Genomic DNA, 15228 nt, shown 5'->3' on the forward strand with positions numbered 1-15228 from the left:
TTTTCTGAACCGGGGCTTTTTTTGTGGTGATTTTACAATGAATAGTTTACCTTAGCATAAAGGACATACTACGATGAAAAGAAGAACATTTATCTATAAATCCGCTGCCGCAGGGGCAGGGAGCATTGTTTTGGCACCTTCCGTCATGCAGGCAGCCCAAACTATTATTTCTCCCAACGAACGGTTGCAGGTCGGTGTTATTGGCTGTAATGGTATGGGCTGGAGCAATACCCGCTCTATCCTCAAAATGGAGGAGGTGGACCTTGTAGCGATCTGTGATGTGGATCAGAATGTCGTTTCTTCCCGGCTGGATGACTACAGTAAACTCCGCAAAAACAAACCTAAAACCTACGGCGATTACCGCGAACTGCTCAAAAACCCTGACGTGGACGCTGTCATCATTGGTACGCCCGATCACTGGCATTGCAAAATCATGATAGATGCCGTAAGGTCGGGCAAACATGTATATGTAGAAAAACCGCTGGCCAATTCTATCGAAGAGTGCCGTCGGATGGTAAATGCTGCAAAAGAAACTGGTAAAATTGTTCAGGTAGGGCAGTGGCAACGAAGTGGGCCTCATTACCGCGAAGCAATTGATATTGTTCGTTCCGGCAAGCTGGGCAAAATCCGCCTGGTCAAAGTCTGGGCTTACCAGGGATGGATGAAACCCGTACCTGTACTACCAGACAGCGAAGTACCCAAAGGGGTGGATTATGATTTCTGGCTCGGGCCTGCAACCAAACGACCATTTAACCCCAACCGGTTTCACTTCAACTTCCGTTGGTTTTGGGATTATGCCGGCGGACTCATGACCGACTGGGGCGTACACGAAATTGACATTGCCCTGTATGCAATGGAGGCCGTTGCACCCATTTCTGTTATGGCTTCCGGAGGGAAATTTGCCTACCCCGACGATGCCTCCGAAACGCCAGATACCCTTCAGACAGTATTTCAGTATCAAGACTTCGCCATGCTGTGGGAACACGCCACCGGCATTGACAATGGCCCATACAATCGCCGGGAAGGGATTGCATTTATCGGAAACAATGGGACGCTGGTGGTGGACAGGCAGGGATATGAGGTAATTCCCGAGCGTGAGGCCAAAGGTTATAGCGGATGGGGAAAAGACAAAATGGAAAAAATCGCCCCCTACAAAAAACCCGATACGCTCAACTATCTCGACCTTCACACCCAAAACTTTGTGGAGGCGGTAAAAAAGAACGATCCGTCGATTTTGCGCACACCAATAGCTTCGGGAAGCGTCGCCGCTATCAACGCTCAAATGGGCAATATCTCCTACAAAACCGGCCGCAAACTGTACTGGGATGCCGCCAAAGGAGAGTTTATCAACGACAGCGAAGCCAATCAACTCATTCACCCCCAATACCATAACGGTTGGAGTTTGCCGGAGTAGAGGCAGAAAATTTTCTGCCTCAATAACGCCGAATTTTTCAAATAAAGGTAGGATCAGCAAATTTTCTGCCTCTACGATACCCGCCCAACGGGTAATATCTTTTCGACCTATGGGCTCTCCTGGGTCAACGTCAGTCAGCGCCAGATAATTATAATACCTCGACAAATTTAGACCACCAGCTAAGTGTAAAAAAAGCGTTATCTTAGACAACAACAACGGGGTCTTTTACATCGCCTCGTATGCGGCGGAGGTGTTGAGTGTGCAGGATTACTTTCCCTTTGGCTCGGCGATGCCGGGGCGTTCTGTAACTTGGGGGATTATCGGTTTGGGTTTAATGGGATGGAATCGGATGGGGAGATTTCCGGGGAGGGGAATAGCCTGGATTTTGGGGCGCGGGTGTATGATTCAAGGCTGGGAAGGTGGTGGAGTATGGATGCTCTCGCTGACCAGTATGTCTCGTGGAGCCCTTTTATTTTTGTGCTAGGAAATCCGCTCAATTTTATTGATCCAACTGGCAACTCGGTTGAAAAGGGTTGGTACACTGATTGGGACGGAATTTTGGTATATGATCCCAAAGTCAAGAATCAAAATGATCTTTCTGACGGGCAGTTTTACGAAGGAGAGACCTTAACGAGGAAGACCCAAACGGGCACAGAAAACTATCATGCTGATGGCTCTATCTTTTTCACAAATGAGACATCCGCCTATAAACGAATCTGGACATTTGCTAATAAGGAGAAAAGAGAAAATATGGCGGTTATGTTTTCGAGTGGGGTTTTGGTATTACCTTCTTATCTAAATTTAGAAGGCAGATCTTATGTAGAAGAATATAATTACGAATTTCTTAGAGTGAACCAAAGTGTTTATTTGAAGAATTCTGAAAAAACGTTTCATGATCGAGTTTTAGGCACAATTCATACTCATAATCCTCTTGGGAATGTAGGTTTTTCCAGTGCGGATATCAGTACTTTTACTTTTTAGACGCCTAATACTCCCTTTTTCATTATTGAAGATAATCATCCTTATCCAACACTTGAGAAAATGGCGCATAAAACCGTGCGAGGAGCACATGGCACGACAAAAGGATATATAAACTGGCCATGGGATGCCCGGTTTACTCGTGAAAATTTGCTTGAGGGAAATCTGAAATTAATACCCATCCTTAAAGCATTTAAACCATGAATAACTGGATATTTATCAGACGAATAAAACGTGAGAAGAAACTACGTTTTATAGGTGCCATAATTTTAATCTTATTTGGTACAACTAGTTCCTTAATCTGGATGAAAATTGTAGTAGGTAAAAAAAGCCATTATCAGGAAAATAGGCTTTATGAACTACCTTTGAAGGATATTTTGAAAAATACATTAGTTAACTGTTCCAAGAAATTTCCCAATGAAAAAGTTTTCGCTGTTTGCATAACAAAAACAAATTTGCAAGAGATAAAAATGCACGTAATTTCTCTTCCACCACAAGAATCTTCTATTTACTCTACCCCAACCCCTCATTATTTGTATGATTCGACAGGGAATGTGCTATTTCTATTTTATTCAGGTTTAGAGTCCATTACTAAGGAAAATGATATAACTATTAAAACCATCTACTCAACCCTTATTCCTCCTCTGGCTTTAATCGATGACTGGGATGAGAATACCCGCCAAATAAAGTTTATTGGTACTTATCATGAAGTTTGTTTCCAGATAGAATTTACCCTAGATGGCAATATACTTATTGAGCCAGGAGACCCTTTATCTTCCTGCTTAATGCCTCCCACTCTCACAAAAGAATTTCAGATTCCTATCCCTTGACAATAGATAGATTCACCACAGGTTACCACAAAGGGGTTCTGTTCCTCTCCAATGCATCAGCTGAAAAGCAGCAATCATCACAGATAATTTTAACCCCCTCCCTAAAAAGTCAGCCACCTCATCCCTAAACTCCGGAAAACCGGGCTCACTTCTTACCTGAAATGCTTTTTCAAAAGGGTAATTTTGAAGATAAAAACGGCGTATTCTCCTGACTTTTACGTATATTGGCACTATGACCTACGAACAGAAAGAACAACAAATACTTTCGCTGATTGGTTCGCTGCCGATTTTCCAGCGGATTCGGATTGCGCTTACCATTCTTCGTGGGATAGCGCCGGAAGAGATTCACCCTACGGTTGCTGATGAACAAATGCCCTGGGAAACCGAGGAATTTATGGCGGAACTGGATCGGCGTTCGGAAGAGCTCCGTTTGGGGAAAGTCAAAGGTGTTCCGGGAGAAGATTTTCTGACTGAATTGCGGTCAATGCGTAATTCATGAAATATTTGTTTACGATCCATCCCGAAGCACGCCAGGAAGTGCTGGATGCGATTGCGTATCTCTAAGCAAGCCGGAAAGGGTATGGCGATTTATTTAATCTTCGGATAGATGAAGCCATTGATAAAATCCTTACCCATCCTACCCGGTATGAGTCGGTTATAAATGGACGCTATCGAATTCTTTTGGATAAACCTTTCCATAAGACTTATTGTATCTACTATGATTTTGACGGAGAAATGGTCAGAATCATTTCGGTTTTTAACAACCGGAGAAGTACGCAGATTTGGCAGGATCGGGAGTAAGGCAAAAGCGGGTTGGACAGGGGCGCAAACCAAATTGTCGCGGAGATCGGGAAGATTCCGGCCCGAGGGGGTACTCGGCGATTCAGGTGTCCGGGGAAAAAAAGATTCTCCTTCGGAGAGGTAGGGTTGCGCGCTTCGGCGCGCAACGAGGTAGGAAATAAAAAGGGGAAGCCGGCAGACTACAAACATTCGACTCCTCCGGAGTCCCGGCTTCGCCGGAAAAACGCCAAAAAAGATGTTTGTATTAAGTTTTGTCACTAGGTAAGACCTCAAAAGGGGAGCTTTGTATTGGGTGCCATCCCCGGGTTTTGCCGTTAGGCAAGACCTCGGAGAGGTCAAAGGTTTGTAGCCCACAGGCCTGGCCTCCCTTTTTTTTTCTACGGGGTTACGCCTCGGGCGTAGGTGCGACAATTTGGTTTGCGCCCGTTGGACAGTTATGCTACAACTGTCCCCTTCCCCATTGCAAAAAAATCCTTACTTTAGCCCATCGCGGCTTTCCCCCGTTTCTCAAGAAAGAGGGCCAGTGGGATAGCTCGACCAGCGTTCTTTGAATCTGGGGTTTGGGTTCCAGCCTGTCCGCCTCGGGTGGAAATCAGGCGATGCCCTGAGCGACATCGAAGGGAAACGGACAATGAAATCTACGGCACAGGCAACGCCGTTTCCTACAAGTACCGTGTCGAAGAAACGCGGCTGGGGCGGTTTTTGAGTGTGGATCCGCTGTCACCTAAGTATCCTTTTTACAGCCCGTATGCGTTTTCGGGGAACAAAATCATTGCCTATCGAGAACTCGAAGGGCTGGAAGAAACACGTGCCTTTCTAAAAGCACAGTCGGAAGCACTGGGTAAAACGGTATTCGAAAAGACAAATAGTAAGTTCCTGCAAAATAAGGTAATCGAAGGAGGGGCTACCATTAGTACTTTTGTATCACCCCTGGAAATTGGAGTCAAAGGACTAGGCCTGACTATCTATCAAAACGCAAACTTCGATCTTCCAGAAACGGATCCCACAACATTGGAATATTGGGAGCAAAATCCTCTTTTTGGGCCCTATATTCATTTAAGCAAGCAATTAACTTCGGGAGATAGATTTGAAGAGACGGAAGCAACAATTAATATAATACTTGTTCTCAGTCCTCTATTATCAGAGATGGCACCAAATGTGTCTTCAGGAAGTGGTGGGAACAAACTGTCGACGATAAATCAGGCGAGGACCTTGCAGATAGATGAAGTTGCCTCTCTGAAGAATCAGGTAGATGATATTCCTCAAGTTTTAATTAACAACCAAAGAGGGAATAGTTTCAAAGATCGTATGATTGAAAGACTGATTAGTTCAGGGAAATATGATCAAGTTGTTGATGAGGTTTATCTGAAAACTATAGTTGATGGTAAGACAATTGTATCAATATTTGACGGGATTGCTAGAAAAGGAGACCAATTCACCCTCTTGGAAATGAAAACTGGTGGTAGTCCCATTTCACCTAATCAAGAAGCTATCATTAATGCTTTTAAAGCTGGGAATGAGATCATCCCATATGGAAAAAAAGCAAAAGAAATATTTGGAGACCTGACTGATAAGAACATTACGCCTTATACTAAAAAATTAGATATTTATCATACAGAATAATAACACTGAGCAATATGTCAAACCTTGAAATATTGATAAAAAGTCTAGGTATTGATTTAAAAAAGAAGAACTTTTATTTTGTGGAAGATCAATCCCTATTCACCAGAGTGTTTGAACTTGGAGAGTTTAGGTTTCATATTTCTTCTATGTCTGATGGTGCTAGAGTTAGTTGTGACTATGGAATCCGATTTGAATTAGTTGAAAAAGTAATAGATCTTTTTTATAATAGACCTCCAGATAGGGAATTAGATACAGTTTTCATTCATACAGGAGAATTATTAGTGAAGACAGAAGACTATAAGTTTTATATCCTGAATTCAGATGAAATAAACTTTGCTAAGGATAGGCTTCTAGGTATTTTTCAAAAATTTGCGATTCCTTACTTTGAAAGCTATTCAAGTTTTTCATCATTAAACCACTTGCTTAATAGTTTACCATATGAAAGCAAAAAGTTAAGGAATGATAAATACCATAATGAGACCTTAAGTGGGTTTTTTAGAGGCTTGACGGTCGCAAAATTATTGAACAGAGATGATCTTGAGAAGATTTTCTTATGGCAATTAAAATTCCTGCTAGATAATAATTACCAACATGGCAATATTGAACATTTGAAAACATTTTATGAATTTATTTATGAGGTAGAGATCCTGTAACTGTGCCATAGTATAAAAGATGAAAGAACTAAGTGAACGGCTGAGAAGATGTGATCGTGCCCTCGTAACTGTGTCAAATGATTTTTTAAAAGTGTTACCTTAGACGGCGTCGGGCCGGTTTCGTTTTTCATCGCGGGTATGAGGCCGAGATGTTGAGTGTGCAGGATTATGCCGAAGGCATCCCTTCCGGGACTTCCCCTTTGGCTCGGCGATGCCGGGGCGTTCTGTAACTTGGGGGAGTATAGGTTTGGGTTTCAATCGCAGGAGCAGGACAATGAAATCTACGGCACAGGCAACGCCGTTTCCTACAAGTACCGCGTCGAGGATGCGCGGCTGGGGCGGTTTTTGAGTGTGGATCCGTTGGCACCAAAATATCCTTTTTACAGTCCGTATGCGTTTTCGGGCAACCGGGTGCTGGATGCGGTGGAGTTGGAGGGGGCGGAGCCTAAATATACCCGTGACGGTGGGATTTATTATAATGTAATGAAAGGTCAGGGGCCTACTCAGATTGCAAATGATTTGAAATTGAACGGGGTTTTCATCAATTGGGAATCTATCGTTCAACAAAATCCCCAGTACTTTGATCATATTCAGGAGAATAAGTGGGAGAAATCCAATTCTGCCTATACCCGGTTAAATATGAATGTAGAGGATGAATTATTTATAGGGACATATAGTGTCAGTGCGGTGAAACCTGTAGAAAACTCCGGCTGGCAGGAGGCAAATATTGATGGAGTGCATATCGGTGCAATGGAACTAAGTGGCGGTTATGGAGTGGGGGCAAGTGGAGCTCTATTCCGAACGCACCCGATTCAGAATCCGAATGTTTGGGAATATGGCCGATCCCTTCTCATATATTCTGCCGGATTACAGGCAACAACTCCCGGTGTGGACTTTAATGTAGGATTGGGTTTTATGAATTTCCAACAAATCAAAAATAGCAGTGTAACCGAAACCCTAACCGATGCCCAATCCATAGGAATTTCGTTTGGTCGGAACTATGGAATTGGCGGTAAAGCCCTGAATATTACCGGATACCTTCCGGGTATGGAAGCCCTGCCCGTATATGCAAGAAGTCAAGTTTATAGCATAAATATGGGCTTTATACAATTCGGATCACCTGGGATTGGAGGGTCTTATAGTGATAGTAAATTCCCATTGAACTTTAGCAATATAACAGTACAGCCTGCTATCGACTCCCAAAAAAGAGCATATGAGATGCATTTGGACGGCAATATAAATGGGACAAAATATCTTTTGGATCACAAATTAGATACTGCAAAAACCATCAAATAGCTTATGAAAGATCATATAAAGAGTATACAACAGGTTTTAATTTTTTTATCTTCTGCATTAATAGTTACATTTTCGGGGGGGTGCCGCCACCAACCTGCAAAAGGATATATATTGCTGAACCCTGGTTTTTCCTGTGATATAGAAATTCCATTCCTTGTATTGGATAGCATAAAACTACTTCCCCGGAAAATAGAATATTCCTTAACTGATACTTTCCGGGTAGCAGATTGGGATTTCTATAACGAAGTATCCTTCTTTTTTTGGAAAAATAACTGTTTGAATCCACGTAAAAATAACAATCTTGACTCCATAGTATTTATATTTCGGCATGATAACAGGGTTCTGCGATCAGGTGCTTCAATCCGTGAACTTGAATACTTTTCTAATATGAGAAGTTCCGTTAGGGTTTATGACGATTTTATTTCTCAGAACTTTCTTCGCCCCAAATTTAGAAGTGATATCATTGCTTTATCTCACTTTTATGGAAAGGCGCTTGCTCCCAATCCTAAAGAAGGTTTGATATATTATGAAAATTTTCTTCTTTTTCTATTAGAGTTTGGGATTTCTTGTGAAAATGGAGTACCAAGCGAAGAAGATATTCGGATTTTAAAATATGTCCTGGAAGGTATTTCAGAGGGTGATTATGGTGAAATCTCCCAAAGTCTTACAAAGTTTCTTGATAAGTGTGGGGTAGAAAATATTTGATTGGTAGCGCCCTCGGCAACCTGATGAAAGACAATAAAGAAGCGATCACCTTTCAGTAAAATTTCGCACCTTGTATATCACAAAACAAAATAACTATGCCTGAACTGGTGGATCAAATCCTGGCACTTTCCAAGTCTGCACGTCTGAAAATAGCCATGCAAATCCTGCTGAGCATCCAGGAAGAGGAAAAACGGGAGGAAGACGGGCATGATGCCGAGTTGGAAAAGTTTCAACAGAAGCTGACCGGGGGGAAAGTCCGGTATTACTCCGAAGCAGAATTTTGGGCGGAAGTGCGTAAGCGGGTATCATGAGTGGATGGAGCGTTGAATCGTCGGAAGAAGCCCTCGAATTTATGTCGGATTGTCCTCTCCCCCCAAGCCACAACAGGTCTAAAGTAAAAATCCTGCTTTAAAAGTTCTTCAACTTCATCGGGAGTTTTGTATCCGATGGAGCTGTGGGATTGGAGATTGTACTCGCATAACTCTGTTAATTAATTATTTAAAATCGTTACCTTAGCCAACGCCGCGCCGGTCTGATTTCCCCATAAAACCAGCGCCCACGGCGCAAAACAGCGCAATATAAAATCTTTGAACATGGCTGAAATAATCCGTATGCCCAGGTTGAGTGAAATAATCAAAGAGGGGAGTATCATTGCCTGGCATAAAAGAGTGGGAGACCGCGTTTCCAATGGCGATATGATTGCCGAAGTAGAAACCGATAAAGCAGACCTGGAAATTGTGTCTGCAACGGATGGGTTTGTCATGTATCTATGTGGGGAAGTGGGAAGTGTCATTCCCTCGGGTGCTGTGATAGCGGTCATTGGCGGAAAAGGAGAAGTTTTTTCCCCGAAGATGATAGAATACGATGAAATATAGCCGAATGATTTTACATTTGCGCAGGAATATCTAACTTTGAATGCCCAAATCTAAAATCATACAGAATATACATGGCTGAATTAATCAAGATGCCCCGGTTGAGCGATACCATGACAGAAGGAGTCATCGCTGCCTGGCACAAAAAAGTAGGAGATAGCGTTTCCAATGGCGATCTTCTCGCAGAAGTGGAAACCGATAAAGCTACCATGGATCTTGAATCCTTTTTTGATGGTGTTTTGTTGTATGTGGGAGTAGAAGAAGGAAACGGCATCCCTGTTGGAGCTTTGTTGGCAATTATCGGAAAACAGGGAGAAGATGTTTCTGCGCTTGTTTCTGGCTTTCAGGACAGTCAGCCGGTAGAATCCGCTGCGCCTGTAGCAGAGTCAAAGCCTGAAACTCCGCCCGTAGTATCCACACCTCAGGAAACAGCTGCTCCGGTAGTACAGGTACAGCCTGTGGCTGCACCCGTCGTGGTCGCCTCAGAGGACAGCCGGGTCAAAGCTTCACCGCTGGCAAAAGCCATGGCGAAAGACAAGGGAATTGATCTTTCTCAGGTTTCTGGCTCCGGTGATAATGGACGGATCGTCAAAAAAGATATTGAAAACTTCAAGGCACCCGCTTCGCCTTCTGACAATGGCAGCTCAATGCCAATGTACACAACCGTTGTGGCCGGCGTTGAAAAATATGAGGAAGTGCGCGTTTCGCAGATGCGTAAAACCATTGCACGCCGCCTCAGCGAAAGCAAATTTACCGCCCCGCATTTCTATCTCACCATGGAGATAAATATGGACAAATCTGTAGAAGCCAGAAAAGGCCTCAACGAGATTTCTCCGGTAAAAATTTCCTTTAATGATATGGTCATCAAGGCGGTCGCAACTGCCCTGAGACAACACCCCAAAGTGAATGCTGCGTGGCTGGGTGAAAAAATCCGCTACAACCAGCATATTCACATTGGTATGGCTGTCGCAGTTGAAGAAGGGCTCCTTGTCCCGGTTATCCGCTTCGCCGATTCCAAAGGCCTCGCAATGATCGCTACAGAGTCCCGCCAACTGGCTACCATGGCCCGTGAACGCAAACTTCAGCCTCAGGACTGGGAAGGCAATACCTTTACAGTTTCTAATCTCGGAATGTACGGTATTGAAGATTTTACTGCCATCATTAACCCGCCTGATGCTTGTATCCTGGCTATCGGTGGTATCATCCAAAAGCCTATCGTAAAAGACGGCCAAATCGTCGTAGGTAATATGATGAAAGTTACACTGTCCTGCGATCACCGGGTCGTTGACGGTGCTTCTGGCTCAGAATTCCTCGTAACACTTAAAAACCTGCTCGAAGATCCGGTGAGAATGCTGGTCTGAGATGTTGGCTTTTTATAGTAAAACATTGGATTTACTGGAAACGCATGTGTTGATTTGCAAAGATCAAAGCATGCGTTTCTTTTTATCTAATGTTCTTTCCCGTGAAAACATTTTTCCTTCTTTTTGCCCTATCCTTTCTGTACAGCCTTCAGGCACAGGTTGTACCTGACTCTCTGACTTATGACTGGTTTTCCGCGGGCTTTCCGGGAAAAATACCCAACCCCGAAAATATAGTCTCTGTTGCAGATTTTAATATTGGTGAAAATGACCCTGCAGATTGGACCAAATCGTTTAACCGGGCAGTAGAAAGTCTCGAAGGCCGGCTGGGTGTCATCTTGTTTCCTCCGGGGGTGTACACCTTTCAATCGACCATTAGCCTTCCCGACAGTTGTATTATCCGCGGCGCAGGGGCTGATTCCACCCGGCTTGTGTTTGATCTGGGGGGAATGGCCGGAGACTGCTTTTTTATTGGTAACCTCAACCAGCCTGCTTTTGACAGCGTCAAGGTTTTCTGCCCGAGAGGAACCTCCCTGATTCCTGTCTCTTCCTTCGCCAAATATCCGCCGGGTACTTATATCGAAATTCGCCAGACCAATGGTGCCTGGGACGTCAAACCCGCAGCATGGGCGCAATATTGTATGGGACAATTTGCCCGAATCGCCGGAACCAATGACTCGGCGCTGATCCTTGACCAGCCACTTCGCACTGATTTTTTCCCGGGGCTATACCCCGAAATCCGCCCGATTACGCCTCGTCACTACGTAGGCATCGAATGTCTGTCCATTTCCCGTACAGATACACCCGCTGTTGCCCCGGTTTACAATATTCATTTCAACTACGCCAACCGTTGTTGGGTGAAAGGGGTTGAGAGCAGCATGAGTATTGGCAGTCATATCATGGCAGATGCGAGCTCCGAAATAAAAATTTCCGGAAGTTATTTCCATGAGTCTGTCGCCTACGATGGCGCAGGAACTCATGGCTATGGGGTTACGTTGATTCAACATACCAACCGCGTACTCGTGGAGGATAATATTTTCCGGCATCTTCGCCACGCTATGATGGTCAAGCAGGGCGCAAATGGAAATGTATTTGCCTATAACTATTCCACTGATCCTTACCGAAGCGAGTCGCCCCATGACCTTTCCGGCGACATTTCCCTTCACGGGCATTTTCCCTATGCCAATCTCTTTGAGGGAAATATTGTCAGCAATATGATTACCGATCACTTCTGGGGAGGGGCAGGGCCGGGGAATATGTTTTTCCGCAACCGGGCAACATTGTATGGAATCAGCCTCATCAATCTGGATGGAAGTCAGGTCGCTACGAATGACCAAATCCTGGTGGGCAATGAGACCACAAACTTTGGCACCTTTATGGGCAATTTTCTGATTGGGGGAAATGGCCATTTTTTATATGGAAACCATATTCGCGGCGTGGTCCAGCCTGCTGGAACCGAAGAACTGAATGACACTTCTTACTATCAGACGCTGTTTTTGGGAAAAACACCGCTTATCGGACTGCCAGGCACACCCGGAGAAGGAACAAATGCGGCGGCACAGCGGTTTCTTTCGGGGGAATACCTGACGGTTTGTAATACAGATACGGTAAGGACAACTACGGCGATGGATCCAGAACCCGTCGGCGATTTTGTATTGGAAAATGTATTTCCTAATCCGTTTTCCGGCAGCATTGACCTTGAAATCCGGTCTGCAACCACTTCCCAGTTGCGTATTCGCCTGAGCAGCATTTCCGGAAAAACCATAAAAGAAAAGGTATTAATGATAACTCCCGGTAAACACCAGATCAGGGTCGATATTGATCCAGGTTTACCGGGAGGAATTTATGCGCTCGAAGTAATTTTCGGTGAGCAGCGGTTTGTTCGGAAATTAGTGAACCACTTGTAGTTTCTTCACCATTCGTCTGCCTTCACTTTCTACCGAAAGGATATACAGCCCGGCGGGAAGTTCACTCACATCCATAACCAGATGATCATTTCGGGTAGAAAGACGATGAATGGCTTTCCCTTTCATATCAAACAAATCCACAGTAAAGGCAGCTGATTTTTCCAGTTCAATGGTTACGATCCCTGATGTGGGGTTAGGGTAAATATGTAAACCCTGATTGTAGAGGTTGTCGAGTCCTGTACTTTCCGGCTGATACACCACAATCTGTGCAGGAAGTGGATTTACCGGAATCACTTCTCCATTCGCCCCAATGACTTTAAAGTTGCTGATCTCAAGATTCAGGGTTTCGTACAGGTTATTTTTCCCGGAAATATCATCTACCATCACAATACTGAGCACGGCAATCTGCCCGAAGCCGCTGACATTCATATGATCGTTGCGGGTCAGTGCGACATCAATTTGTCCATTGGAGAAAAAGTCTTTTTGCAGCCCCAGAAGATTGGTTCCCTGCGTTCCCATCCAGCCGTTTGCAAAGTTGATAGAAGCCGAAGCAGAGTCAACAAGCGTCTGATCGTAGGTGATGGTGAAGGCAAGTCCGTACACATTATTGGCTGGGATGCTGTCTACTCCCAGAAATACAGGCAGAAAAAGCGTATCACCTACGAGCGCCGAATCAATCTGCGGCAGAATGAGCAACGGCGGATCACCGGGGCCGCCCCTTTCGCCACCTTCGGTTTTGTTGTGCGTAAGGCCATAGTTGAGGGAAATGGCCAGTGTATCATCGTCGTTGATCACCCCATTGCCGTCTGTGTCAGAGTGGACATAGTTTACGCCTCCGGGCAGTGTATCATTCCACGGCCCTGCTACTTGTGCTTCCCAGGTCAGCGAAGCATTGGGGCGCGCCGGACCGGTAGAACCATAAGACAGGCCGATCGCCAGAAGATCAAAATTATCGGCAACACCATCATAATCAGCATCACCGGGCCATACACAGTCATTTTTTACCATGATAGATGAATAGACCGTGTCCGCACATGTGCCGTCATCTGCGACCAGAAGGATCGTTTTTGTTCCGGCTGAAGCCCATACAACATCATAAGGGCCTGCTCCCGTTCCTGATAGTACCGTACCTCCGTCGAAGTCCCAGGTAAGCGTAAACGACGGGCTCGTTGGCAGAACTGCCTGAATCGTCGCCGTATCATTATGGCAAATAGAATCAGGTGCAGAAACCGAAACGCCTGAAGGGCCATAGAAGGTGACTACCGTAATGGCAGAGGCACTGCAACCCGAAGGCAGAGATGCTGTTACCTGGTAAGTGGTGGTGCTGGGTAAGGAAATCGGAGATGCCGTTGGTTGCGCGATTGTGTCGTTGTTCAGACCTGCTGAAGGGATCCACTGATAGGAATATCCGGGGATTGCAGGTGTACCAATGATGACAGATTGCCCATTGCAAATAAACTGATAAGGGCCCGCATCGGCTACTGCCTGACAACTATCTACATCGATGACGAATGTGTATTCTGCCAGTTCTGAAACGTAACATACAGAATCAGAGAGGCTTACTTTAAAACTGTATCTACCCACAGCAGTAGGTGTCCAGTTGAGAAAGGCCTGTGGGGTAAGGCCTGAGACACTATCCGTAATAGCCGGATTAGATGCATCGGTAAAAGTTGCACCGGGTAAGGAACCGTTCCACATCATGGAAATGATATCTCCGGCATTAGGATCAAAACCATCAATCCGAAACTGAAGCGGTACATTGACATAAGCCTGAAGCGTATAGCCGCTCAAGTAAGCCCCCCCCACAGGAGCAGGTGCAGTCGAGCCGGAGGGGAGTATGTAGGGAACCGCATTAGCACCGGTCGCCGATGGAAAAACACTAATGCTCAGGTCGCGCTCGTAAGTCCCGATAGGAGCCCCATTGCGGTATTCATAGACCGTATAGCAGAGTGCATATTCTCCAATGGATCCGGCAACGGGGGTAAAACTTACATCACCTGTACCCGGGTCAAGCGCTACGTTCCAGTTTGTGCCCATCGGCTGAGTAGCAGAGAAAGAAGGATTGTACGGAATCGCAGTGCCTGCATTGTCATAGCAGGAGGAAAGCAGGTATACCAGAGAGTCTCCGTCAGAGTCCGTAGCAGCCAAACTGATATGCGCCTGTTGACCCGCCTGAAGAAAAATCGGTGAAGGGTCAATAAATGCAGGCGATTGATTGCATATCGAGGGATTCAGGATGGTGGAAGTAATATACGCACTATGAGTATTCGGATTGTTGAGGTTTAGGATAGCGCCATTTCGGCAGCAGTTGGAATAGCTGAGCGTAAATGAGGTACAGCTTCCCGAATTGCAGAAGTTGTAGTCCCGGTAAAACTGCAATTCTGTTACCCCTGGATAAAGCGGGTTGGGGCTCGATCCACAGGTATTTAATGCAACCATCCCGGCACATAGCGGCGTTACATCGGTTTGAGCGATCAACTGCCAGGTATTTAACGGAGAAGGAGTTGCACAGCCTCCTGTACCGGTGATTCCGAAAGCCCCATTGATCGATAAAGGAGATGCGATGATCCCTGAACAATCATAATATTCAGTAACGATAATCCGGTAGGTACAGGCAGAAGTACATTCATAGGTAATATTTGCTCCTTTAAAATGTGTGGCGTCCACACGTAGATAAGACATAAAAAGAAGCAGTAAAAAAAATCCACGGGTTAGGTAAACAAATTTCATGGTAGAAATATTTGAATCGGTGGTAAACCGGTTGATGGTAAATTCAGGATACAAAATCTAA

Annotated in this window: 13 protein-coding genes; 12 read left to right on the forward strand and 1 reads right to left on the reverse strand. The window is 45.0% G+C overall.

From position 1 onward, the window contains the following. Window positions 1-73 precede the first annotated feature (73 nt). The 12 genes from R3D00_21380 to R3D00_21435 all read left to right on the forward strand — a co-directional run bounded on the left by R3D00_21380 (window position 74) and on the right by R3D00_21435 (window position 12437). Window positions 74-1414, forward strand: a complete 1341-nt coding sequence (locus tag R3D00_21380; GenBank protein MEZ4775746.1) for a Gfo/Idh/MocA family oxidoreductase — start codon at window positions 74-76, stop codon at window positions 1412-1414. A 309-nt stretch (window positions 1415-1723) separates the two neighbouring features. Further along, window positions 1724-2395, forward strand: a complete 672-nt coding sequence (locus R3D00_21385; GenBank protein ID MEZ4775747.1) for an RHS repeat-associated core domain-containing protein — start codon at window positions 1724-1726, stop codon at window positions 2393-2395. A 197-nt stretch (window positions 2396-2592) separates the two neighbouring features. Beyond that, complete coding sequence (locus R3D00_21390) at window positions 2593-3222, forward strand: hypothetical protein (protein MEZ4775748.1); 630 nt, start codon at window positions 2593-2595, stop codon at window positions 3220-3222. A gap of 232 nt (window positions 3223-3454) precedes the next feature. Beyond that, on the forward strand, window positions 3455-3721 hold the full coding sequence (locus R3D00_21395) for an addiction module protein (protein MEZ4775749.1): 267 nt from the start codon (window positions 3455-3457) through the stop codon (window positions 3719-3721). An 887-nt stretch (window positions 3722-4608) separates the two neighbouring features. Then, window positions 4609-5646 (forward strand): hypothetical protein, encoded by a 1038-nt coding sequence (locus tag R3D00_21400; GenBank protein ID MEZ4775750.1) that lies wholly within the window; start codon window positions 4609-4611, stop codon window positions 5644-5646. A gap of 14 nt (window positions 5647-5660) precedes the next feature. Further along, window positions 5661-6299 (forward strand): hypothetical protein, encoded by a 639-nt coding sequence (locus tag R3D00_21405; protein MEZ4775751.1) that lies wholly within the window; start codon window positions 5661-5663, stop codon window positions 6297-6299. A 168-nt stretch (window positions 6300-6467) separates the two neighbouring features. After that, window positions 6468-7595: a hypothetical protein gene (locus R3D00_21410; protein MEZ4775752.1), complete on the forward strand. Its 1128-nt coding sequence runs from the start codon at window positions 6468-6470 to the stop codon at window positions 7593-7595. A gap of 3 nt (window positions 7596-7598) precedes the next feature. Further along, entirely contained in the window at window positions 7599-8300 is a 702-nt protein-coding gene (locus R3D00_21415) for a hypothetical protein (GenBank protein ID MEZ4775753.1), read from the forward strand. 95 nt (window positions 8301-8395) lie between these two features. Continuing rightward, the gene (locus R3D00_21420) at window positions 8396-8611 is read left to right on the forward strand and encodes a hypothetical protein (protein MEZ4775754.1); all 216 of its coding nucleotides are present in this window, start codon (window positions 8396-8398) and stop codon (window positions 8609-8611) included. A 282-nt stretch (window positions 8612-8893) separates the two neighbouring features. After that, complete coding sequence (locus R3D00_21425; protein MEZ4775755.1) at window positions 8894-9175, forward strand: DUF2118 domain-containing protein; 282 nt, start codon at window positions 8894-8896, stop codon at window positions 9173-9175. A 71-nt stretch (window positions 9176-9246) separates the two neighbouring features. Then, window positions 9247-10533: a pyruvate dehydrogenase complex dihydrolipoamide acetyltransferase gene (locus R3D00_21430; GenBank protein MEZ4775756.1), complete on the forward strand. Its 1287-nt coding sequence runs from the start codon at window positions 9247-9249 to the stop codon at window positions 10531-10533. Between the two features lie 101 nt (window positions 10534-10634). Further along, complete coding sequence (locus tag R3D00_21435) at window positions 10635-12437, forward strand: T9SS type A sorting domain-containing protein (GenBank protein MEZ4775757.1); 1803 nt, start codon at window positions 10635-10637, stop codon at window positions 12435-12437. Here R3D00_21435 and R3D00_21440 read toward each other — a convergent pair. Continuing rightward, entirely contained in the window at window positions 12420-15167 is a 2748-nt protein-coding gene (locus R3D00_21440) for a T9SS type A sorting domain-containing protein (protein MEZ4775758.1), read from the reverse strand. The genes R3D00_21435 and R3D00_21440 overlap by 18 nt on opposite strands. Window positions 15168-15228: the final 61 nt, after the last annotated feature.

The sequence above is a fragment of the Bacteroidia bacterium genome (genome assembly GCA_041391665.1).
In the GTDB taxonomy this organism is placed as follows: domain Bacteria; phylum Bacteroidota; class Bacteroidia; order J057; family J057; genus JAGQVA01.